The sequence below is a fragment of the Microcoleus sp. AS-A8 genome (genome assembly GCA_039962225.1).
GTDB lineage: Bacteria > Cyanobacteriota > Cyanobacteriia > Cyanobacteriales > Coleofasciculaceae > Allocoleopsis.
In genome coordinates this window covers 324,833-347,453 of sequence record JAMPKV010000008.1, presented here as the reverse complement: position 1 = coordinate 347,453, position 22,621 = coordinate 324,833, and the positions used below count along the sequence as shown (strand labels likewise).

Here is a 22,621-nt window from a genome sequence, read left to right as displayed (position 1 = left end):
CCTAATGGGACTTTGGTATGATACCGTTGCCGCCCTGCCAACAACGATCAAACAGCATCCCAAAGATGCTTTAGTGCAAGAAGATTTCCTCTCGCTCCTCAACCCATTGGGTGGTAGGTGATGTAGCCACGCAAGAATGTCAACGCCTTTCTCAGAAATAAAACAAAACTCATGAAGGGTGAAGGATGAAAGATAAAACCGTCTAAATGATTTTTCATCCTTCATTCTTCATGACCGTCTGATGTTAAAACAACACCAATCTTGACGTTTCCAAAGCGCGGCAACCACCCAATTGTATTGTTCCAAAGTATCCGCAATGGGTTTGGCCTGCTCTAACAAAATACCGCTCAATATTCCCCAACTACTGAGCGAGGTGATTGCCGTCATGGCTGGAATTAAATCGATAATCACCTCTGCCAGAATATTACAGAGAATCCCATCAACGGGTTTACCACCTGTGAGCTTGGAAATTTGTTCCACACTGCCTTTGGCTACGAGCATTCGCTGAGCGCTAATCTGATTGAGTTCACGGTTGCTGCGCGCTGCACCCACGGCTAAGGGGTCAAGATCCACACCATAGACTTTTTTCGCCCCTAACAAGACGGCACCAATGGAGAGAATGCCAGAACCACAACCAATATCAGCGACTACCAACTCACCACTGCCATCCCCTAACCGCATTTCCAATGCTTCGAGGCACAATTGAGTGGTGGGGTGGGTGCCCGTGCCAAAAGCGGCTCCGGGATCAAGGCGTAAAAGAAGGCGTTCTGAGGGTTTAGGGATAGGCAACCAAGCGGGGTAAATCAAAATGCGATCGCCAATTTCTTGGGGTTCCCAATGCTGTTTCCAACTGCTCGACCAGTCTTCCTCATCAATTAGCTTCCAATGCGCCACCGGCATCGGCAGTCCCATCGTTAGGGCATCTTGCCGCAGCCACAGCGCCAGCGCCGCCAAATCCAACAATTGTGCTTGTATTTGAGGTAAGTGAGCCGTCACCAAGAGACAGTGCCCCTTGGCCCCAGACGCCATTCCACGACAGCCAAACTTTTCCAGTCGCCAGAAGATTGAATCTTCTAGATCGGGGTCGCAGAGGATTTGAATTTCCCACCAGCTATTTGCCATACGATTTTAGATTCAGATTTTAGATTTTAGATGGGGGTCAGCTGATTTAGGAACCAAACATTGCTAAAGAAGACCAGTTTTTCCAACATCTAAAATCCCAAATCCCAAATCCATCAAAGAGCTACCGTGTAAGCATCGCGAATACCAGGCACTTTGGTAATCTCATCCAGCACTCCTTCCGGTAGGGGGTCATCAATGCTCAAAACCATGACAGCATCCCCTCGCACAATTTTGCGACCCACCTGCATACTGGCAATATTGACGTTAAAGCTGCCCAGCAGAGAACCGATTTTCCCAATAATTCCTGGCATATCGCGGTGCAACGTGAACACCATGTAGCGATTGGGAGGAACATTGACGGGGAATCCATCAATACTTGTAATGTGAATTTCTCCATCACCCAACAACGCCCCGGTGACGGAATGTTCGCCCAACGTGCCAATTGCTGATAGCTGGAGCGAACCCCCTGAATAGTCCCGAATCGAGGCATCTCGCGTTTCAATCACGCGAATTCCCCGTTCCTTGGCCTCAATGGTGGCATTAACATAGTTCACCCGCTCTCGTAGAGCTTGGGACAGCAACCCTTTGAGAGCTGCAACGACTAAAGGTTGACTATTATTTGTCGCTAATTCGCCTTGCATTCGCACGTTGAGCATCTCAATTCGTCCCCCTGCCAGTTGACCAACCAAGTTGCCTAGAGTTTCCGCCAACTGCATGTAGGGTCTGAGTTCTTCCAGGACGTTGGGGGACAGCCCTGGAATGTTCACCGCTGAGCGTGCGGGTAAGCCCAACAGCACGTCACGAATTTGTTCCGCCACATCAATTGCGACATTCACTTGCGCTTCGGCGGTGGAGGCTCCCAAATGGGGGGTCAGAATCATCTCTTTTCCGATCGACAAGAGCGGCGAGTCTCCGATGGGTTCTGACTCAAACACGTCCAAGGCTGCTCCTGCAATTCGCCCCGCTTTTAAGGCTTCATAAAGAGCCTGTTCGTCAACAATGCCACCTCTAGCACAGTTGACCACCCTAGCCGTGGGCTTCATCTTCGCCAGCGCCTCAGCATTGATTAAATGAGTGGTTTCCGCTGTCTTCGGCATGTGCAGGGTGATGTAATCGGCTTCCCGCAGCAATACATCCAGCTCTACAACACGACAGCCGAGTTGCTCGGCTCGTTCGATAGAAATGAAGGGATCATAAGCGAGTAACTTCATGCCCATAGCTCTGGCTACCGTCGCCACATGGGAGCCAATTTTCCCTAAGCCAACCACGCCCAGGGTTTTCTTATAAACTTCGGCTCCAATGAAGCTCTTGCGATCCCACTGATGGCTTTTGACGGATTGATTGGCATCCGGGATGTGGCGCGAAAGAGACAGCATCATGGCCAGGGCGTGTTCAGCCGCCGCGATCGTGTTTCCTTCGGGAGAGTTAACGACAACAATTCCTTGACGAGTGGCGGCTGGGACATCGACATTATCCACCCCAACGCCAGCACGTCCAATAATCTTGAGTTGTTTGCCCGCCTCAATGATCTCCTGGGTCACACGGGTACCAGAGCGAATCATTAGGGCATCATATTCTGGAATAATCCCAACCAGTTCCTCAGGCGAGAGATTGGTTTTGACATCAACCTGAGCAACTTGAGAGAGGATATCAATACCAGCTTGGTCAATTGGGTCAGAGACGAGAACCTTAGACATTACCAGCAGATGGAGGAAAGTGGGCTACACAAGAACAAGAACACACCGCTATTCTCATGAGCGAACCCCATCCAAAACAATGAGCGCTACAGACAACAGACCTGGAATAGCGGTTAACGGTTAAATTTAAGGGCAGTCTGTTGATACAACCCTGCAATTTTCCCACAATGAGGAGAATTGACTGACGAAGGTCATTGTAACTGTAAAGCTGTCAATACAAGGCTATTCGTCTCAAAGTTTTTCAATTTCCATCAACCAGGGGCTGAACTTATAGCAGAAGGCAGTAGGCAAAAGGCAGTAGGCAAAAGGCAGTAGGCAAAAGGCAGTAGGCAGTAGGCAGTAGGCAGTAGCGCTGTTATCCTACCTATAATCCAAAAATGTATTGAATCGTTAATAAACCCATGAACTATCTAATCGCTGTACTCAAAAACCGCATTGAGGCCGAAGAAGCTTACTCCGCCTTAGAGCGCGAAGGTTTACCGATGGATAAAGTCTCTATTTTGGGTAAAGGGTACAAAAGCGCTGATGAATTGGGTTTAATTGACCCCAAATCAGAGGCAAAAAAGCAAGCGCTGAGGCTTGCTATCTGGACGATTCCTTTTGGATTCTTCGCCGGTTTTGCCTTTAATCTGCAAACGCGGATAGAAATCGTGGAGTGGGCGGGTAGCCTGGGTAACCATATTATTGGCGGAATATTTGGTGCGATCGCTGGTGCCATGGGTAGCTTATTTGTCGGTGGCGGTGTTGGCTTAATCTTCGGTGATGGAGATGCCTTGCCTTACCGAAATCGGCTCAATGAAGGCAAATACCTGATTGTTGTCAGAGGTGCCGCCCATTTGACTGAGCAAGCAACCCCGATTCTCCGCCAATTTGAACCGGAGGCCATTCAAGGCTATATCGAACCGAGAAGTGCTTAGTTTTGACCGCTTCTACCTGCAACCCTGACGACTCCTTTTGGCATACCCCCTGAGCTAAGCGCACAATCAGCTCACAACAGAGGCTTCAACAGCCAGAGATTTCTAATGGAATGGCAAGGATTGCCCGTCCTGCTTGTGCCAGTTCAATGCATAAAAACTGATTAGGTATCCAAATATCCATACCGCTGTTAGATCGCATCCCCCTAGGGGAATACTAGAAATAGTGATGTGGTAAATTTTATGGCTGGTTTCAATTTGCCTTTCAAATTCCCGTTCAGAAAAGCTCAGAACATCTCTGGAGTCGATCCATCGCTTAAAAGTAAGCAGCCAGTAATACTCAAGCCATCGATACCGTCTCCGCCAGCCTCAAAATCATTTGCCGAGCTGGAGAGAGAAGTAGAGGCACAGTACCACGCCACCTATCCTCATAAGCAACCCGTACCTCAAAAAGCCAAGCCGGGTGTACTGAGCAAAATCATCTGGATGGGGATACTTCTGGGTGTTCCTGTTGGTGTGGTTTGGGTGGCCAACTTGCCTTATCCAGTGATTCGTCGTCCGGTGGCACAAAAAGCTCCCATACTCTTATTACCCAGCTACATGAATATGGAAGCTAACTATCGGCAAGCCATTACCTCAGTTGAACAAGCTGAACAATTGATTGAAAACCCCACCAGTCCTGCTGACTTGCATCGAGGGGAACAAAAAGTCAAAGAGGCACAAAAAAATCTCGATGCTTTGCCAGTTTGGTTTTTAAACGATTGGCCAGAGTACAGAGCTTGGTGGTACGATTGGCGGTTTAGCATCTACGGATTTAATGCAGCTCGCACAAAAGTTGGGCAATTAGACGCTAAAGTCTTTCAAGAAAAGAATGCTCAAACTTCGCTCACCCAAAGCGAACAGGACATCCTGAAAGCCAAACAGCAATATCAACAAGCCTCAACCCCAATAGATAAACAGGCTGCCATTTCTTCTTGGCGTTCAGCCATCAACCAGCTAGAGCAAGTCCCCTCCATCACCCTAGCGGGAAAAACAGCTAAAGCCAAACTAGAGCATTACCAGGGTGATATCCAAGAAACTGTAGGTCTTGCGGCGGGTAATGAGCGCGTCAGCACTTTGATCGCAGCAGCGCGGCAGTTTTCTTGGGAAGCGGCTAAAGCCGGTCAAAATCCACCGCACACGGTTCCTGAGTGGGAACAGGTAGAAAACTTGTGGGAACAAGCGATCGCACAGCTTCAACAGATTCGCTCAGATGACTTAACAGGCTATGCAGAAGCGCAAAAGTTACTCGCGCAGTACAACAGTAATTTGGGACAAGTCAAGATCCGACAGCAAGCTGAGCAAAATTCGGTAGAAGCCTTACAACGATCACAAAGCAAAATTGAAAGATTACTTGCCTCCATCCCCGTTGATGCCCAATCTGTGAATCGTAACTACACCATTAGCGAACTCCAAGGAATTATTTATGAACTTGAAAAAGTCCAAAACGGCACAACGGCCTATCTGAAAGCCCAATCCCTGCTGCTATCGGCACAAAATAAACTCAAACAGCTTCAGCCCTAATCATAAAGGGGCTAATCCAAGGCGACGCCAACCGACTAGCGATCGCTGTTGCCATAAAGGTTAGGACTTTCTTTAACCGCTCTTGCCACCACTTATCAGTAATAAACATAAAAGCCTTCTACCTTCAGTCCTCTGCCTTCTACCTTCGGCCTTCTGCCTTTTGCGATAACCCACCGCTAGAATCAAGGAGGTGTTGTCTAAAAGCGATCGCGAATGCTGCCCAGAGAAGAATTGCTCAAAGGAGTCGAAAATCGAGAAAGTATTGCCCGTGTGATTGACCTAGCTGAACAGGCGATTAAGACCTGGGAAGTGGTCTTTACCGATTTTCTCTCGCCGCCGGAAGTGGCACAAATTCAGCAGCAGTTTCAACGGTTGACGGAAGTGCAATTGCTGGCTTGGGGCGGTTATCCTCAGGCTGAACGACAACGGATTGCGATCGCACGATCCGAACTCCCCCTCGATCGCGCCCAAGTTGCAGTAGCCGCATTAGATATGGCTGGTAACTTTTTGTTTGATCAGGCAACCCACCGAGACTTTTTGGGTGCCATTTTGGGCACTGGCTTGGTGCGAGACAAGATTGGTGACATCATCGTTTTGGGAGAACGAGGGGGTCAGGTAATTGTGGTACCCGAAATCGTGGAATTTCTGGGCACTCAGTTAACTCAAGTGCGTTCTGTACCCGTGAAAACCCAACCCATTGACCTCTCGGAACTGAAGATTCGAGAACCGAAGAAAAAAGAGATGACCACTGTAGAGGCGTCAATGCGTCTCGATGCGATCGCCTCGGCTGGTTTTGGCATGTCCCGCAACAAAATGGCTGACTTGATTACCGGTGGCGATGTCCGGGTCAATTGGAAAGATATTACCCAAGCCAGTCATATCGTCAAATCGGGAGACTTAATTGCCATTCGTGGCAAGGGACGCTTGGAAATTGGGGAAGTTGCCGTCACTAAAAAAGACCGATACCGCGTACAGCTCACACGCTTCATGTAAAACGATAGCCAGTCTAAATCAGTTGTGAAAACGACAAAATACGGTAATTGGTAATTGGTAATTGGAAGGTCTTTTCCATTCCTGCTACAACTGAATGCCAGTGGGTATCGATAATTGGGGAAGCTTGGCCGTTTCTGGAACAGTTTCTTTGTCCTCAACCGTGAGATTCTGTGAAAGTCCTTTTGGCCAAATATGGAAACCCCCTCGGTAGTGGGGAGGGATTTCCCAACTTCCCCATATTCCATTTTGGTCAACATAACCGTCGTAGGAGACAGTATGGCTAGGATACCGCTTTTGCATCCAACAGCGCAGTTTCTCTGTATCGTAATGTCCGCGCCAAATGAAGCGACTGACATTGTCAATGCCACTGCCACTAACGCTTTTGTTTTTAAAGGTTAGAGCAAACGACATAATATGGCGCTGGGAATCAGGTCCAAAGCTATAGGTGTAAAAGCCTTCCCACTCTCCACTCGGAAATAGGGAATGTTTTTCCAGTTCTTCCCAGGCTTTGAGCGGCTCATTACCCTTATCGTTCATCGCTCACCCTCCGGAATTCAGTTTTTTCCACGGTAAGCGTTCTAACCTCTAAGCGACAAGAGTATGAAGAGAGAGTATTTCTTTGTCAATTTCTCAACTTCTCCACTCCTTCGTTCGTGTTTTAACAGGGCAACTTGACAGTAAACGTCGTGCCAACTCCGACTTGAGTTTGAAAACGAATCTCACCGCCATGCAATTCCACCGCTTTCTTAACAATAGCTAAACCCAATCCTGATTCATGGGAAATAGTCCGAACTAAGCGAGTTTTTAAAGCATTGAGTTCCCGTTCTTTTTCCAGAGCTTTGCGAATTTCAGATTCTACACGCTTGCGATCGCTAATATTTCGGAGCAACACCAACCAATATCCTGACTGCATTTCTAGCGTCACAGGTTCAACCATCGCTTCAAAAACCAAATCTTGACAATGGCCTGAAGTCACTTCCTGGCAAATTGGCTCGTCCTTATCACATTGAATCAGTTGTTCTAGAGATTTACTACCCAAAGCTTGTAAGACGTTGTTATCATCCAGGTAAGCCAGTAGCTCCAAGTAATCGCGAGCAACCGGATTGGTTAAAATAATGCGTCGGTTAGTATCGAGCAGCAGTACCCCAGCATCGACCGCAACAAGTCTTCGTAGGTAAGGGTATAACCCAGTTCCGCAGTGATGTTGTCACCCAGGAGGATTTCACTGATACGTTGCTCAACTTGCGTTGTTAAACGCTGTTTAAATTCCGATCGCAAAGCACTTAGTTGTTGCTGTGTTTTCTGGAACTGCTCTTGGGCTAATTTTGTGGCTTGATGAGCTATTTTCAGTTGTGTTGCTTGCGGCTGTACAATTTGCTCCAGTGCTTGTTCGTGTTGCTTGTGTTCACTAATATCTCGCCCAATTGCATAAACCCATCCATCCTCATTGAGCAACATTTTCCAGGCAAGCCAGCGATAACTACCATCCCTATGGCTATAGCGATGTTCTAACTCCATCGGTTCACCCATGATCAATTCTTGGTAACGTTTCTGCGTAGCACTTACCTCTTCTGGATGAACAAATGCTAGCCAAGGTTGTGCCATCAGTTCTGCCGGAGTCCAGCCTAGTAATTCTTCCCAAGCTGGGTTCACTTGTTTGAAGTAGCCATCTTTTCCAAGGAGGCAACAGAGGTCAGAGGAGAACTGAAAGAATATGTTTTGTAAGCTACTTTTCATCGAGTTTGTCTGCCCCACTGTTTCTTCCTGGCTAGTCCCGTCTTAGCAGTAGATCATACCGTGTGGTACAGACTTCATTCTCCAGACTCAAAAAACGCACCTTCCCAAAGTTCGTAGACTGAGTTTTGTCTTGAAAATGGGTAATGGGTAATGGGTAATGGGTAATGGAGAAGAGAGATTTTCATCTTACAATCGGCAGCCTCGGCGTCCGTCATACTCAAGGCAATCAATAAGATGCGCTCTACCAACGCAATTTATTGCCTTCAACCGCTCCCCAACTGAAAAATTGAGTTAGGTCTTTTGAGCAATGATATAAACATGATTTTCAGGATATTGGTCATATTCGAGATGACGACATGTGCAGTGATGCTTACTCAGAATACGCAGGAAAGCCTCTACCCCCAAAGTACTGTACTCAAAGTCCTGACCTTGAAATGCCCCCTCTATCTCACTGTTTGTATGTCCACCACCACAGGTGAATAAGAGTACTCCATCGGGTTCAAGAGCATCGCATAGCTTTTTCAAGACAGGCTCTTGGGCGTTTAGCGGCAGATGAAAAGTGCTGTCCCAAGCAGAAATCAAGCTGTAAAGTTTAGGAGGAATCCAACCGCAGATGTCTGCCCTATAAAATGTGATTTCTGGATGCAATTTCCGGGCTAAATTTATCATTTCTCTAGAAATATCAAGTCCTTCAGCCTGAAATTTATGCTGGGATAAGATGTTGATAAAACGTCCGCTACTTCCACAGCCGACATCAAGAGCTGAGTGCCTATTGGAAGTAAATTTGATAGCCCGCTCCAATTGGGCGATTCCGTAGGTTGAATCTTGATGTTGAGTCTGCCACCATCGGGCAATTTGATCATAACGGGCACCTGTATTATTCGGCTCCATGATGATGACCTAACGATTAATAGGTATAAATCTTATCGTTGTGCTTATCTGAATAATCTGATTTTGATTTAGTAACGTTTGAGCCGATTCCATGGGTCTGGTATTAAAAGTCTTACCATAAGTTAAACAGCAACGAAAACCGAACGTTAAGTTAATTGTTGCACCCAATCCTTGCCAACAGCGCGGCTCTGACCAGCTTTTTTTCAAGCATCTTCTCAAATCCCCTTGACAACTGTCTTACGGGCTTAACTTGTCACCAATGCACCATTCAGGATAATCATGCTCAACTCAACGATGAGCGATCGCACTGACCGAATACACCCATCAAAAATTTTTGAAGAGAGTTTTCTAAATTTTTAATGAAGTGGCGGTTTTAAGTGGCGGTTTTATCGAGATTGCTCAGACAATGGAGCCATAGGTGACATCCAAGAACACCGTGGAAAACAACAGCATGGTAGATATGATCGGTCAGCTCCTAGCCAGACGATACCAAATCCTGAGAGTTTTGGGGGCTGGTGCATTCGGTCAAACCTATGTAGCCCAAGACACACACATTCCCGGCAACCCGACTTGTGTGGTCAAACACCTCAAACCCGCGACTAACTCCCCTAAACTACTAGAAACAGCGCGAGAGCTCTTCCAAAGAGAAGCTGAAACCCTGGTCAAACTGGGCAAACATCAGCAGATTCCCCAGTTGATGGCTTACTTTGAAGAAGACCAAGAGTTTTACTTGGTGCAAGAGTTTATTGAAGGGCATACTCTATCCCATGAACTGCAACCCGGTCAACGATGGTCAGAAACTCAGGTAAAGCAACTGCTTTTAGAAGCCTTGGAGATTCTGGAATTTGTGCATAGTCACGGCGTCATCCATCGAGACATCAAGCCGGACAACATGATGCGTCGCGAGTCAGACAATAAGTTAGTCCTAATTGACTTTGGTGCGATCAAGCAAGTGCAGATTCAACCCCTGAGCACGGCAGGACAAGAACAGTCTGTAGCAACCAGCACCCGCATCGGTACTCCAGGCTATGCACCAACCGAGCAGGATCGGGGCAAGCCACGCCCCAATAGTGACCTCTATGCCTTGGGCATCGTCGCAATTCAAGCGCTGACTGGCTTGCATCCCCACCAATTTCAAGAAGATGATGTGACAGGAGAACTGTTCTGGCAACACCAAGCCGATGTGAGTTCAGACGTTGGCACGATTTTAACCAAAATGGTGCGCTATCACTTCAAAGACCGCTACCAATCCGCAAAAGAAGCGCTGCAAGCCTTACAGCAATTGTCCCATCCCTCCCCGAAAGTTCAAGACAATGTTGTAGATCGGGTTAGCCATAGCGTACCTGAACTGCTGTTAAGGTGGGTGGAACAGGGAAGGATTCAGGCTCAAACCATCCACGCTAACCAAACCACCAAAAACCCTGGTACAGTTCGGATCGGGCGCGACCCATTGGTGTGCGATATTGTTTTATCGGAACCAACGGTATCAGGATTGCACGTTGAGATTTTTTTTAATGCTCAGGAACAGCATTTTTACCTGCGTTCTTTACAACAAAGTAATCCGCCAGTGGTGGATGGGCAACCCTTACCAACCGGAGAGGTAGTACTGCACCAAGGAAGCCGTTTGCAGTTAGGCCAAATCAGGTTGAGCGTACTGGCGATCCACCTCAAGCCGCTTCCAGGCACTAGGGAATATACACCCACTCATCAGCCGATGCGGCAGGCGAGTTCATCACCTCCATCGGTTGCCACTAGCTTACAACCACCAGCCGTTCTAACGGTAAAGCAAAACACGACATTAAGTTCTTCGAGAAACCCAACATTACAACCTGTCAGTAGACCCACTAGCCATTTATCTTCCACCGCTAATCACATTCTGCCTCTACTGATGAAATTAGGCGCTGCTGCGTTAGTGAGTGTTGGGGGCGGTTACGCTTATCTGCAATGGCAATCGAGTAACTTAGCCTCTACAGGTACATCAACGGCTAAGTTGAATTCAACGGCTAATTCGGGTGGAATCAGCAGCTCAACGGCTAAGTCGGATGCAACGGCTAATTCGGATCAAACAAGCACATCAACGACTAAGTCGGATCAAACAGACGCATCAACAACTAATTCGGATAAAAACGAACTGCTTTCCGAGTATGGATCAATCCTTCTAGCAAACGCACGACTAAAAGCGAGTGGGAGAGATTTTAAAGGAGCGATTGCCCTAGCGTCACAAATTTCCAGCAGCAGTTCTTTATACCAGCAAGCTCAAAACGAAATCGCTCAGTGGCAAGGACAGCAACAGCAGAAGCTAGCACAGCCGTCCAACAATCCGTTCAGAAGGCGGTTTACGAATGCAACAGAGGTAATCACAAGCAGAAAGAACAGAGACATTGAAACCACAAGCAACATCAAACCAGAAGAAGCGATCGCAGACACTTCCCCCAATCCGGCTGTGCCTAGGGAAGCTAACCAGGCGAACGTTCAGTTGCCAAAAGAGGATACGACAAAACGCGAACCCGTGGCAGTAGCCTTATCCTACACATGCTCTTGTCAGTCCGACGACCCAAAAACCCAGAAGACTATTACTGATAAGGAGTCAGAGATTGATTTAACGGGGTCGAGTTGTGCGGCGAATGAAGACGCTGAAGCGAAAGTCAGTGGGATTTGGAAGTGTAACAAAAAATAGTTTTTATATAGCAATAGCAGAGGTTTCTAAATTTTTAATGAAGCGGCGGTTTTAAGTGGCAGTTTCATCAAAGTTGCTCAGACAATGGAGCCATAGGTGATACCCAACAGAACCGTGGAAGACAATAGCATGGTAGACATGATCGGTCAGCTCCTAGCCAGACGATACCAAATCCTGCGAGTTTTGGGGGCTGGTGCATTCGGTCAAACCTATGTAGCCCAAGACACACACATCCCCGGTAACCCGACTTGTGTGGTCAAACACCTCAAACCCGCCACTAACTCCCCGCAACTGCTAGAAACAGCGCGAGAGCTCTTCCAAAGAGAAGCTGAAACCCTGGTCAAACTGGGCAAACATCAGCAGATTCCCCAGTTGATGGCTTACTTTGAAGAAGACCAAGAGTTTTACTTGGTGCAAGAGTTTATTGAAGGGCATACTCTAACCCATGAATTGCAACCCGGTCAAGGTTGGTCAGAAACTCAGATTGTTCCACTACTTTTAGAAGTCTTGGAGATTCTGCAATTTGTGCATAGTTACGGCGTCATCCATCGAGACATCAAGCCGGACAACATTATGCGTCGCGCCTGTGATCAGAAATTAGTCCTGATTGACTTTGGTGCGATCAAGCAAGTGCAGATTCAACCCCTCAATCAGCCGGGACAAGAACCGTCCGTAGCAACCAGTATTCGCATTGGCACTCCAGGCTATACGCCAACCGAGCAGGATTGGGGCAAGCCACGCCCCAATAGTGATTTATATGCCTTGGGTATCGTCGCGATTCAAGCGCTGACGGGCTTGTATCCCCACCAATTTCAAGAAGACGATGAGACAGGAGAGCTGTTCTGGCAACACCAAGCCGGGGTGAGTTCAGGCGTTGCCACGATTTTAACCAAAATGGTGCGCTATCACTTCAAAGACCGCTACCAATCCGCAAAAGAAGCCCTGCAAGCCTTACAGCAATTGTCCCATCCCTCTTTGACGGTTCAAGACAATGTTGTGGACAAGGTGAGCCATGGTGTAAATGAACAGCTTTTAAGCGGCATTGCGCCTACCCTACAACCCTCAGCCATCCAAACCACAAGGCTAAACACGACCTCAAGTTTTTTGGGAAACCCAACACGACTACAAGTAAGAGGACAAACCCACTCTGCTTTTACCTCTCGTAACAGACTGTCTCTACTGATGAGAATTGGGGTAGCTGCGCTGGTGAGTGTCGGGGGAGGGTACGCTTACCTGCAAGGGTACTCTAATAACTTAGCCTTAACGAGTACATCAACCGCTCATTCGAGCCCAACAGGCACCTCAACCCCTAAATCAGATTCGACTGTTCACTCAAACCCAACGGATCTATCTAGGGCTAACCCGGATACAATACCTAACTTAGTTAAAACAGATACATTAATACCTAACTCGGATACAATACCTAACTTAGTTAAAACAGATACATTAATATCTAACTCGGATACAACACCTAACTTAGTGAGAACAGTCTCGTTAATCACTAACTCAGATACAACCGATAACTTGGTTAGAACAGACACACTAATATCTGGCTCGAATGCAACACTTAGCTTAGTTAAAACAGGTCAATCAACAAATAAGCCTGATTCGAGCGAATCACTTCCCGATAATGGGTCGAGCCAGCTTAAAAAGGCCAGAAAAAAAGCTCGTGCAGGGAATTTTCAAACAGCGATCGCCCTAGCGGAACAAATACCTTCCAAAAGTTCTGTATACCAGCAAGCGTTAAATGAGATTGCCCAGTGGCAAGGACAGCAACGGCAGCAACAAATCAAACAGCAGGCTCAAACTCAGGCCCGAACACTGCTGGCTAAAGCGAGAGATGTCGCCAAAAAAGGAGGGGAAATAGACAGGGACACGGCGATTAGAATCGCGGAAGAAGCGATCGCACAAGTTTCCCCCGATAATCAGATCTCTAGAGAGGCTCAAAATGCGATCTCTCAGTGGCAACAAGAAGCTACAGCCAAACGAGAACAAGAAGCTGTGGAATCATTCTACAAATGCTCTTGTCAGCCAAATGAGCCAGATACCCAAAAGGCTGTTACCTTTACGGAATCCGAGAGTGATTTAACGGGGTCGAGTTGCTCTATTAACGAGGCTCCTGAAGCTCCAGTCCTGGGAGCTTGGCTATGCAACAAACAGTAGTTTTCATCCGCGTTACAGGTCATTGAGCAAGTAAACATTAGCTTACACCTAAAAACGCCGCGTTGCCCTTTGTTAACGCAGCCTAAAGATTGAATATTTCCTTGAGCCATTAGTCTTAATACTCTTCAAAATGGATAGAATTTAAAAGACTCAGACTAATGGGTTTAAAACTCATTTCATCGCTAGGAAAGTTAATCAGAGGAATGCCATCACTATCGGCACCTAAGACTTGGGCATCAAACGTCTTGGTTTTTTTCTTTTTGGGCGGACTAGACTTATTATTTCTGCCGCCATGCCTAATTGAGCGTTGGCTAGCTTTATCTTTAGCAATCCAACCATCGTTAGCCCTTTTGACCGAGTGAAGGGCGCTCTCATTCGCCGCAAACAGGCCATGCGGCTCAGAGGCGAAAGCAAAAACGCTGGTTAGATGACAATGACCCGGATTGCAATATCTCGCACAACCCTGGGATGAAGCACAATCATTTTGAAAATAAGGGCATTGAATTCTGGCACACACGTTAATCGTTGAACGTAGGTCGGGTCGGGGAGCATCTAAAAGACTTTGCATAACTATTAACCTAGGTGGCTTAGGAATTCTCTCAAAAATTTCCTCAGAGATTACGACCTAGACTTCGCCAGTAAAATTCATAGGCTTTATCCTTTCGTCGTACTTCGATAATATTTGCTGGCGATAAAAAATGAATCCGCAAATATCCGGGAATTGCCACTCCCACCGACTCTGACTTGCGAGATGCGATTCCGAGAAATTACGGAGAGAACTGCAACGGGGTGGCTAAGGCTACAACATCTTTACAACATGCAGCACTCATACCCAATCCGTTTCGATAACCCCCTTATTCCCCAAAGGAGTGGGGAAGAGTGGGACTCCAGCTAAGCGTGAGGATGGGGATGGGTAGAGATTCAGAACTTACGCAACTGACACAACCCGATGGCTTAAGTAGTAAAAATGTGCTACTCAACAGCCACAACGGCGCGCAGAGCAAATATTTAGATTAATAACAGTAATTAACTTTCCTGGGCCTACAAACGATTTAAAAGAGCATTTAACTGACGTTGACTTCTGAATTAATTCATCAAAAATAGAATCAATGTTGAACAAAAACAGTATCAATGCATAAGCAAGTTCTATTAACCCTTCTTCTAGTGAACTCTAGTGTACTGCCTGGGTGCGTACACTCGCCCGATCCGTCCCGCGAATCTGTAGCGATCTGCTTGCAGCAGCGCTTCGCTATCGCAGCGTCTACCCATACAATGGATTCCGGGAAATCGGTGGCAGACAAAAGACTGGGAAAGGCACAGATTGTCGCAGCACAACCCAACACGACACGGCTACAAGAGCAACTCAACAATCTCGATCTCTCTAGCGCTCAAGGTAATGTTGGCATTGGAGTTTTAGACCTTGATACAGGTGAACGTTGGTTTCGCAATGGCAATCAACGGTTTCCGATGCAAAGCGTGTTCAAGCTTCCCGTTGGCATCGTTGTATTAAAGCTTGTAGACGAAGGTAAACTTTCGCTCAACCAAACTGTCACCATTACTCGTGAACAGTTCGTGCCAGCATGGAGTCCGATTCTCAAAGAAATCAAAGGCGATCGCGGTCAGTTTACAGTCCAGTATCTTTTGCAGCGAACCGTTGGCGATAGTGATAACACGGCGGCAGATGCGTTAGTTCGGTTAGTGGGTGGACCTGAGCAAGTCACAGCTATCTTGGGCAGAATGAACCTTCGTGATATTCGTGTCGATCGCTTGGAACAACAACTACAGCCTGATACTGTCGGACTCACTAACTTTCGTCCTGAATTAGTGGACAAGCAAAAATATGAAGAGGCGGTGCAGCAGATTCCCGATGCCGTTAAGAAGGCTGCAATGGAAAGATATTTGACCGATCCGCGAGATACCGCAACACCGGAAGGTATGATTGATTTGCTCGTCAAACTGCAATCGCGTCAACTATTATCCGAGGATTCAACAGCTCTATTACTCAAGATTATGACCGACTCTCCAACCGGACAGCAACGGCTCAAAGCTGGGTTACCACCGGGTTGGTCAATCGCTCATAAGACTGGTACTGGAGCGGATGTGCTAGGAATCGGCATCGCTGCCAATGATGTTGGCCTGATTAGTTCCCCAAGCGGAAAGCGTATTGCAATCGCAGTATTCATTGCCGGTTCAAAAGCCCCTTTAGAGCAACGCGAAAGCGTCATGTCTGCTGTCGCTGCGGCAGTAGTCCAGGCCATGCAATAGACATCTGAAAAAGCACGGAATTGCTATCAATGACAAACAAAGCCCGATAATTGCCAGTTGTGCTAACCAGCGCCCTCCTAAGATCGCTTGATTCACAGACATTGGCTGCAAACCCTTATGGAGTAGAGTTTCATAGCAAATTCAGGAGATGAGTCAATTGGAAATTCGCGAAGATGACCTGACCGGTAAAAAGATCGCGGACTTACTCCGGGAACATCTCGAAAATATGCATGAGATTACCCCGCCTGAAAGCATCCATGCTCTTGATTTAGAGGCATTGCGATCGCCCGATATTACTTTCTGGACGGCTTGGGAGGGCGATGAATTACTCGGATGTGGCGCACTCAAAGAACTAGATCCAAGAAGTGGTGAAGTCAAATCAATGCGTACTGCCAAAGCTCACCGCCGTAGGGGTGTCGCCTCGAAAATTCTTGAACACATCATCAAAGAAGCCTCACGGCGTGGTTACGATTGTCTGAATTTGGAAACAGGGGCTTTTCCTGAGTTCGCCCCAGCACGAGCCTTATACAGACGGTATGGGTTCGAGTACCGAGGCCCTTTTGCTGAATACATTGATGACCCAAATAGCGTCTTTATGACGAAAAAGCTCTAAAATCGGCTTCCTGATCCGAATAGTATTGTCTACCCAATTCGTTTTCTAGTGCATCTACATAATTAGCCTTGCCCCTGTTCCCCTCACCCCATGACAGCCGATTACTGAAAATCAATGACCTGTACTTTTATCCCATGCGATCGCAATTCCTCAGCCCTCTTTTCAGCACTGGATTGGTCAGAAAACGAACCCGCGTCAATGTTCATCAGCTATCTTGAAAATAAGCAGGTGGGCGTAAATAAACCTATCATTGAGTGCAACTTCGTATCAGCAGCCAGAAGCAATCCATCGTAAGGCGGCAGCGCTTCCTTGCCTCAACAACTACCCTGGAGATCAGTCGCAATTTTGTATCTATACTATTGATCATGCAATCCTTGCGTTTTCTGATACCCCTGCTGCTTCTGACTACAGCCCCTGCCTGTAGTGTACCGAGCACCTCCAATCCAGAAACCGCAGCGCCTGAGATGGAGCCATCAACCCAAACGGCACAGCAACCTGCTGCTTCTCCCCAAAACAAACAGCAGCAATCGGCTACCGTTGCCACGAACAACCTTGTGCCTACCGAGACGCTCACCTCTCAACCCATTAAAATCACACTCGATAGTTTACCCAAACCCTTTGCCACCAATAGCGCTTCCCAATCACCCAACGTCATTCCAGTCCCACAAAACCCAACACTGAATGTGCCTGCTGGCTTCCAGGTAAACGTCTACGCCGATAATTTGGACGCGCCGCGCTGGCTTAGCTTAACTCCGAGTGGTGATGTTTTAGTGACCGAGACTAGGGCAAATCGCATTCGCCTGCTACGCGACACTAACAGCGATGGCGTCGCCGATGTCAGCAAAGCCTTTGCCACAGCGGAGAATGGGGTCAATATCCCCTTGGGCATGACCTTTGCAGGAGATTCCTTCTTCCTGGGTAACACGGGTGCTGTTTTGCGATTTCCTTACACCCAAGGACAACAACAGCTAACTGGCAAAGGGCAAAAAATTGCTGACCTCACCCCCGGCGGCTACAATCAGCACTGGACACGCAACGTCCTCGCTTCACCTGATGGCACAAAACTTTACGTTACGATTGGCTCCAAATCCAACGTTGATGAAGAACCCCTACCCCGCGCCTCAGTACAAGTAATGAACCTCGACGGTTCCAACCAACAAACCTTCGCCTACGGTTTGCGGAATCCCGTCGGTATCGACTTTCACCCTACCACTGGGGAACTGTATACCACCGTCAACGAACGGGACGGGATTGGAGATGACCTCGTACCCGATTACTTCACCCGTATCCGCCAAGGCGAATTTTACGGCTGGCCTTATGCTTACCTGGCACCAAATCGCATCGAACCTCGTCAAACAGTCAACGGACAAAGCAAGCGTCCTGACTTAGTGGCTAAAACCCAGACGCCTGATGTGCTGTTTCAAGCTCACTCAGCGGCCTTGGGATTGCAATTTTATGATGGAAACACCTTTCCCGAAAAGTATCGCAATGGTGCCTTTGTTGCCTTTCGGGGTTCTTGGAACCGCAACCAGGGAACGGGTTACAAAGTGGTTTTTGTCCCCTTCGATAGCCAAGGGCGGCCTCAAGGCTATTACGAAGACTTTCTGACCGGTTTTCTCGTGAATCCCTCTGGGCCAACCACCTGGGGGCGTCCAGTTGGGTTACTGGTCTTACCGGATGGTAGTTTGTTAGTGACTGAAGAAGCGAATAACCGAATTTATCGCATTCAATATCAAGGATGATGAAAATAGGAGTTCAGCAAAATAATAGCGAAAGTTTCCAGAATGTATAGCAATCTTCAATGAGTTGTCAAATTCTCTCTTCTTTTTCTCCTTGTACTCTGAGCCTCTGTGGTTCGTTAAAACAAGTTCAGTTCACAAATCAATCGGTTGTGAGCGATCGCTCCTTGAGGTCTAATATTGCATCCGTTAGCCTGGGACTGTTATGTTTTTTTAACGCAGAGGGTCGCAGAGGTTTTCGCCAAGGGACGCAGAGTTGATGGAGCTAATTTTCCGTTAATTTCTATTACATGGGAAACAATATAATTAGAATGATGCGGACTGTAAACAACCCAAAACGGATTTCTTTTCTCATTTCTGCCTTAATTAGAGTCATAGGGACTTGGGGAAAAAAGGAAGATTGCCAGACTCCTACCTCCCTTCTTAGGAGGGGCAGTATGTTGGGTTTATTAGTGTTCATCGGCTTAATCACTCAGGGATTAATAGTCCCTGCGAATGCCGCGAATTCTCAACACTTGGAACAACTCCGAACCACAAATTCTTGTCCTAAGTGTGACTTAAGAGATGCTCAGCTAACCGGGGCGAATCTACAAAAAGCCGACCTGAGCGATGCTAATCTGGAGGGTGCTAATCTAGAGGGTGCCAATCTGAGCAATGCTAAGCTGAACCGTACTCAGTTGCAGGGGGCTAAACTCTCTGGAGCGATTCTTGCGGGGGCCAACTTGAGACAGGCCAAACTGGGAGCAAGGCAACAGGAGAAGGAGAAGGAAACAGTCCCTACTAATTTACAAAATGCTGACCTTCAGGGCGCGGATCTGGGGTCTGCTGACTTAACGAGTGCTAAGTTGACTGGTGCCAATTTAAGAGAAGCCAAGCTCAATTATGCACAGCTTTCGAGTGCCAACTTGGAAAAAGCTGACCTCACCCGCAGCCAACTAGGAGCGGCAAATTTAAGCGGAGCCAATTTAAAACAAGCGCAACTCAATATTGCTACCCTCAGTGGTGCGAATCTCACCAGCGCTCAATTAACTGGAGCCAATTTACAAACCATTAGCGCTGATAATGTTAACTTGAGTGGCGCGGACTTACGTCAGGCGAATTTAAGTGAAGCTAATTTAGACCATGGCAATCTTAAAGGAGCATTACTTCAAGATGGGGTGTTGAATGCGGCTACCTTGCGAAATTCTGACATGAGTGGAAGTAAACTGCCAGGGGCGATCTTGAAGGGTGCTGATTTGAGTCGGGCGAATCTGACTCGGACGAATCTGGAGAATGCGGACTTAACTAATGCCAAACTTGCCAGCACTAACCTCACGGAGGCTCAACTGACGGGTGCCAAACTCCTTTCCTCCTACCTGTTCAGTGCTAACCTCACTAAAGCCAACTTGAACGGTGTTAATCTGCGTCAAGCCTTACTCCGTTCCGCTGATTTAACGAATGCAAGCTTGGTGGGTGCCACCCTGGAAAATGCCAATCTGATCAGTACTCAGTTAACTCAAGCCAACTTAACGTACACAAACTTGACTCAGTGCGATTTGACAGGGGCAAACTTAACCAATGCTAACCTGAGCAATGCCAACCTCACTCAAGCCAATTTGGAGCTTGCCACCCTAGCGAATGCCAATCTGACGGGTGCGAATTTGAGTAACGCCAAGATTGAAGATGCGATCGGACTCAATCCCTCTGCGTTGCCTTGATGAGCGATCGCATAGGATGGCGGTTAGACCGATCGCCATCACAATGGTAAATTGACTATGCTGTCGTTAAACATCCCTGACGAGTCCTTTGGCACAACATCTACTGCCTGTTCACTTCCTGAGCTTCACACAACTCTTACAAACCTCACGCAGGGAAAGTGCCGGATTACACCATCCACAACGAGAAGAAGGGAATAGACTTTGGCCGTTAATAGCGACAGGGGGAAATCTGTGAGACTATAGCCAAGCGTCTTCCTCTATGATCTTGACGCTAGCTGACCCCTCGCACGAGCTGTCCCATTGTGCGTGCCCCGGTCCTAAACCCATGCTCACCCATCGCATCTCCATTCTATGCAACTGCGAAATTCCTTGCGTCGGACAAAGATTGTTGCCACGATTGGCCCCGCCTCCAGCCAACCTGATGTGCTGAAAGCCCTGATTAAAGCCGGTGCCACCACACTGCGGCTCAACTTTTCTCATGGCACTCATGAAGATCACCAACGTAGTATCCGTCTGATTCGCCAAACCGCCTTTGAACTGAATCAGCCCGTCGGCATTTTACAAGACTTGCAAGGGCCGAAAATTCGTCTGGGGCGGTTTGAGAACGGTTCGATTGTCCTCAACAAAGGCGATCGCTTTACCTTAACCAGCCTTCCTGTCCCAGGTAGCCAAGAAATCAGTTCGGTCACCTACGAACCCCTGGCTGACGAAGTTCCCTGCGGGGCCAACATTCTCCTGGACGATGGCCGAGTCGAGATGCGAGTCGAAGAAGTAGACCGAAAAAACCGTGCGCTGCACTGTCGCGTCGTTGTTGGTGGCCCCCTCTCCAATAACAAAGGCGTCAACTTCCCCGGCGTCTACCTCTCGATTAAAGCGATGACCGATAAAGACCGACAGGATTTAATGTTCGGTCTGGATCAGGGGGTGGATTGGGTCGCTCTCAGCTTTGTCCGCAACCCCCAAGACGTGCTGGAAATTAAAGAACTGATTGCCAGTGCAGGCAAGCAAACACCCGTCATTGTCAAGATTGAAAAGCACGAAGCCATTGAGCAAATGGAGGCGATTCTCTCGCTTTCGGATGGCGTTATGGTTGCCAGGGGCGATTTAGGCGTTGAACTGCCTGCTGAAGATGTGCCTATTTTGCAAAAGCGGCTGATTGCCACGTCTAACCGACTGGGAATTCCGGTGATTACTGCCACCCAGATGTTGGATAGCATGGTGAACTCGCCTCGACCCACCCGTGCTGAAATTTCGGATGTCGCCAATGCTATCCTGGATGGCACTGATGCTGTGATGCTCTCCAATGAAGCGGCTGTGGGGAAATACCCCGTTGAAGCAGTGGAGACAATGGCGCGGATTGCCGTGCGGATTGAGCAAGAACAAATTTCTAGCAATATCAAGGATACCAAGCGTTCCATTCCTAACGCAATTTCTCAGGCAGTGGGTCAAATTGCCGAACAATTGCAGGCGGCAGCAATTATGACCCTGACTAAGACTGGGTCAACGGCACGCAACGTCTCCAAGTTCCGACCCACTACACCGATTTTAGCCGTCACCCCTCATGTGGATGTAGCGCGACAGCTCCAACTGGTATGGGGCGTCAAACCCTTGTTGGTGCTGGATTTACCCTCCACGGGTCAAACGTTCCAAGCGGCGATAAATGTCGCTCAAGAAAAGCTGCTGCTGGCAGAGGGTGATTTAGTGGTGATGACGGCGGGAACACTCCAAGGCGTTCCGGGGTCAACAGACTTGATCAAAGTCGAGGTCGTGACTGCCGTTCTTGGTCAAGGCATTGGCATCGGTCAAGGTTCTGTAAGCGGACTCGCCCGCGTCGCACACAGCGCTATGGATATTGGGAACTTCAACCCAGGAGAAATTCTTGTGGCATCCTCAACGAATGCTGATTTTGTCGAAGCCATCCGCAAGTCAGCAGGAATTATTACAGAAGAAGGGAGTTTAACCAGCCATGCGGCGGTGATTGGTATGCGTTTGGGTGTGCCGGTAATTGTCGGCGTTAAAAATGCCACGCAAATGATTCGGGATGGGGCAATTTTAACGATGGATACCCCGCGAGGATTAGTTTATTCCGGTGCTATGGGTTCCAGTCCTGCTAGTGGAATGCTGATGGTTTAACGCTGGAATTGAACGATAATTCCCTCAGTTGAGTAACTCCTGTTCGCTATCTAATTGAATGGAATATAAGCTGAAGGAGGCACGACAATGTCGTGCTTTTTTCTGCTGAGTTCGCTCTACGTCCTAAATCTTTAAGCTCTTTTTTATTATCTATCTTTTGGATAATTTCAGATAAACGGCAGTTCTTTCTCCAGGGGGAACTTCCGTGTGTCTTTTTATGACATTCTAGTAGTGTAACTAATGAAAGTAGCAGGGTAAACTCTACCAAAATACGGCTGGATTCATTCACAAATTGCCATGCTAATAGTGAAAATTCAGTCTTATTACAAGGCCATGAGATTCCCTAGATTCCGGTTTTTCACTCAGTCTATTTGAGACAAATAGTGGGTGTGACAGTTGTCAGGGTGGAATGGGGAA

General features: G+C 47.7%; 17 protein-coding genes and 1 pseudogene. 11 read left to right on the top strand and 7 right to left on the bottom strand.

Annotation, left to right across the window (positions count from 1 at the left end; translation table 11 throughout):
- Positions 1–4: 4 nt before the first annotated feature.
- Positions 5–121: a DUF928 domain-containing protein gene (locus tag NDI48_15500; GenBank protein ID MEP0832578.1), complete on the top strand. Its 117-nt coding sequence runs from the start codon at positions 5–7 to the stop codon at positions 119–121.
- Between the two features lie 107 nt (positions 122–228).
- Here NDI48_15500 and prmA read toward each other — a convergent pair whose 3' ends face one another.
- Together prmA and serA are read right to left on the bottom strand one after the other, a co-directional pair.
- Positions 229–1,122 carry a 50S ribosomal protein L11 methyltransferase gene (prmA, locus tag NDI48_15495; protein MEP0832577.1) on the bottom strand — a complete coding sequence of 298 codons (894 nt, stop codon included), beginning with the start codon at positions 1,120–1,122 and terminating at the stop codon, positions 229–231.
- Between the two features lie 113 nt (positions 1,123–1,235).
- Positions 1,236–2,819 carry a phosphoglycerate dehydrogenase gene (gene serA / locus NDI48_15490; protein MEP0832576.1) on the bottom strand — a complete coding sequence of 528 codons (1,584 nt, stop codon included), beginning with the start codon at positions 2,817–2,819 and terminating at the stop codon, positions 1,236–1,238.
- Positions 2,820–3,220: 401 nt separating this feature from the next.
- Here serA and NDI48_15485 point away from each other — a divergent pair, with 401 nt between their 5' ends.
- From NDI48_15485 to NDI48_15475, 3 genes are all read left to right on the top strand, one after another.
- Positions 3,221–3,736 (top strand): hypothetical protein, encoded by a 516-nt coding sequence (locus NDI48_15485; protein MEP0832575.1) that lies wholly within the window; start codon positions 3,221–3,223, stop codon positions 3,734–3,736.
- A 240-nt stretch (positions 3,737–3,976) separates the two neighbouring features.
- Complete coding sequence (locus tag NDI48_15480) at positions 3,977–5,296, top strand: hypothetical protein (protein ID MEP0832574.1); 1,320 nt, start codon at positions 3,977–3,979, stop codon at positions 5,294–5,296.
- 213 nt (positions 5,297–5,509) lie between these two features.
- A complete protein-coding gene (locus NDI48_15475) occupies positions 5,510–6,289 on the top strand; it encodes a photosystem II S4 domain protein (protein ID MEP0832573.1) in 780 nt (259 codons plus the stop codon).
- Positions 6,290–6,373: 84 nt separating this feature from the next.
- Here the strand turns inward: NDI48_15475 and NDI48_15470 are convergent, their stop codons facing one another.
- From NDI48_15470 to NDI48_15455, 4 genes and pseudogenes are all read right to left on the bottom strand, one after another.
- Complete coding sequence (locus NDI48_15470; GenBank protein ID MEP0832572.1) at positions 6,374–6,826, bottom strand: hypothetical protein; 453 nt, start codon at positions 6,824–6,826, stop codon at positions 6,374–6,376.
- Between the two features lie 121 nt (positions 6,827–6,947).
- Positions 6,948–7,061, bottom strand: a pseudogene (locus tag NDI48_15465) (ATP-binding protein).
- 335 nt (positions 7,062–7,396) lie between these two features.
- Positions 7,397–8,026, bottom strand: a complete 630-nt coding sequence (locus NDI48_15460; GenBank protein ID MEP0832571.1) for a PAS domain S-box protein — start codon at positions 8,024–8,026, stop codon at positions 7,397–7,399.
- A gap of 291 nt (positions 8,027–8,317) precedes the next feature.
- Positions 8,318–8,917, bottom strand: a complete 600-nt coding sequence (locus NDI48_15455; GenBank protein MEP0832570.1) for a class I SAM-dependent methyltransferase — start codon at positions 8,915–8,917, stop codon at positions 8,318–8,320.
- Between the two features lie 451 nt (positions 8,918–9,368).
- Here NDI48_15455 and NDI48_15450 point away from each other — a divergent pair, with 451 nt between their 5' ends.
- Complete coding sequence (locus tag NDI48_15450) at positions 9,369–11,594, top strand: FHA domain-containing serine/threonine-protein kinase (GenBank protein ID MEP0832569.1); 2,226 nt, start codon at positions 9,369–9,371, stop codon at positions 11,592–11,594.
- Positions 11,595–11,723: 129 nt separating this feature from the next.
- Positions 11,724–13,757 carry a serine/threonine protein kinase gene (locus NDI48_15445; GenBank protein ID MEP0832568.1) on the top strand — a complete coding sequence of 678 codons (2,034 nt, stop codon included), beginning with the start codon at positions 11,724–11,726 and terminating at the stop codon, positions 13,755–13,757.
- A 115-nt stretch (positions 13,758–13,872) separates the two neighbouring features.
- Here NDI48_15445 and NDI48_15440 read toward each other — a convergent pair whose 3' ends face one another.
- Positions 13,873–14,325: a hypothetical protein gene (locus NDI48_15440; protein MEP0832567.1), complete on the bottom strand. Its 453-nt coding sequence runs from the start codon at positions 14,323–14,325 to the stop codon at positions 13,873–13,875.
- A 563-nt stretch (positions 14,326–14,888) separates the two neighbouring features.
- On the opposite strand from NDI48_15440, the gene bla reads away from it, so the two are divergent.
- From bla to pyk, 5 genes are all read left to right on the top strand, one after another.
- Positions 14,889–16,022 (top strand): class A beta-lactamase, encoded by a 1,134-nt coding sequence (gene bla / locus NDI48_15435; GenBank protein ID MEP0832566.1) that lies wholly within the window; start codon positions 14,889–14,891, stop codon positions 16,020–16,022.
- 148 nt (positions 16,023–16,170) lie between these two features.
- Positions 16,171–16,635, top strand: coding sequence for a GNAT family N-acetyltransferase (locus NDI48_15430; GenBank protein MEP0832565.1), 465 nt, complete (start codon positions 16,171–16,173; stop codon positions 16,633–16,635).
- Between the two features lie 365 nt (positions 16,636–17,000).
- Complete coding sequence (locus NDI48_15425; GenBank protein ID MEP0832564.1) at positions 17,001–18,377, top strand: PQQ-dependent sugar dehydrogenase; 1,377 nt, start codon at positions 17,001–17,003, stop codon at positions 18,375–18,377.
- 434 nt (positions 18,378–18,811) lie between these two features.
- The gene (locus tag NDI48_15420) at positions 18,812–20,071 is read left to right on the top strand and encodes a pentapeptide repeat-containing protein (protein MEP0832563.1); all 1,260 of its coding nucleotides are present in this window, start codon (positions 18,812–18,814) and stop codon (positions 20,069–20,071) included.
- Between the two features lie 351 nt (positions 20,072–20,422).
- Positions 20,423–22,204, top strand: a complete 1,782-nt coding sequence (gene pyk, locus NDI48_15415; protein MEP0832562.1) for a pyruvate kinase — start codon at positions 20,423–20,425, stop codon at positions 22,202–22,204.
- Positions 22,205–22,621: the final 417 nt, after the last annotated feature.

Bases quoted from the DNA above. Each gene is read 5' to 3' on its own strand.
- NDI48_15500 (MEP0832578.1), top strand. From the start codon at position 5: ATGGGACTTTGGTATGATACCGTTGCCGCCCTGCCAACAACGATCAAA.
- prmA (MEP0832577.1), bottom strand. From the start codon at position 1,122: ATGGCAAATAGCTGGTGGGAAATTCAAATCCTCTGCGACCCCGATCTA.
- serA (MEP0832576.1), bottom strand. From the start codon at position 2,819: ATGTCTAAGGTTCTCGTCTCTGACCCAATTGACCAAGCTGGTATTGAT.
- NDI48_15485 (MEP0832575.1), top strand. From the start codon at position 3,221: ATGAACTATCTAATCGCTGTACTCAAAAACCGCATTGAGGCCGAAGAA.
- NDI48_15480 (MEP0832574.1), top strand. From the start codon at position 3,977: ATGGCTGGTTTCAATTTGCCTTTCAAATTCCCGTTCAGAAAAGCTCAG.
- NDI48_15475 (MEP0832573.1), top strand. From the start codon at position 5,510: ATGCTGCCCAGAGAAGAATTGCTCAAAGGAGTCGAAAATCGAGAAAGT.
- NDI48_15470 (MEP0832572.1), bottom strand. From the start codon at position 6,826: ATGAACGATAAGGGTAATGAGCCGCTCAAAGCCTGGGAAGAACTGGAA.
- NDI48_15460 (MEP0832571.1), bottom strand. From the start codon at position 8,026: ATGAAAAGTAGCTTACAAAACATATTCTTTCAGTTCTCCTCTGACCTC.
- NDI48_15455 (MEP0832570.1), bottom strand. From the start codon at position 8,917: ATGGAGCCGAATAATACAGGTGCCCGTTATGATCAAATTGCCCGATGG.
- NDI48_15450 (MEP0832569.1), top strand. From the start codon at position 9,369: ATGGTAGATATGATCGGTCAGCTCCTAGCCAGACGATACCAAATCCTG.
- NDI48_15445 (MEP0832568.1), top strand. From the start codon at position 11,724: ATGGTAGACATGATCGGTCAGCTCCTAGCCAGACGATACCAAATCCTG.
- NDI48_15440 (MEP0832567.1), bottom strand. From the start codon at position 14,325: ATGCAAAGTCTTTTAGATGCTCCCCGACCCGACCTACGTTCAACGATT.
- bla (MEP0832566.1), top strand. From the start codon at position 14,889: ATGCATAAGCAAGTTCTATTAACCCTTCTTCTAGTGAACTCTAGTGTA.
- NDI48_15430 (MEP0832565.1), top strand. From the start codon at position 16,171: ATGAGTCAATTGGAAATTCGCGAAGATGACCTGACCGGTAAAAAGATC.
- NDI48_15425 (MEP0832564.1), top strand. From the start codon at position 17,001: ATGCAATCCTTGCGTTTTCTGATACCCCTGCTGCTTCTGACTACAGCC.
- NDI48_15420 (MEP0832563.1), top strand. From the start codon at position 18,812: ATGTTGGGTTTATTAGTGTTCATCGGCTTAATCACTCAGGGATTAATA.
- pyk (MEP0832562.1), top strand. From the start codon at position 20,423: ATGCAACTGCGAAATTCCTTGCGTCGGACAAAGATTGTTGCCACGATT.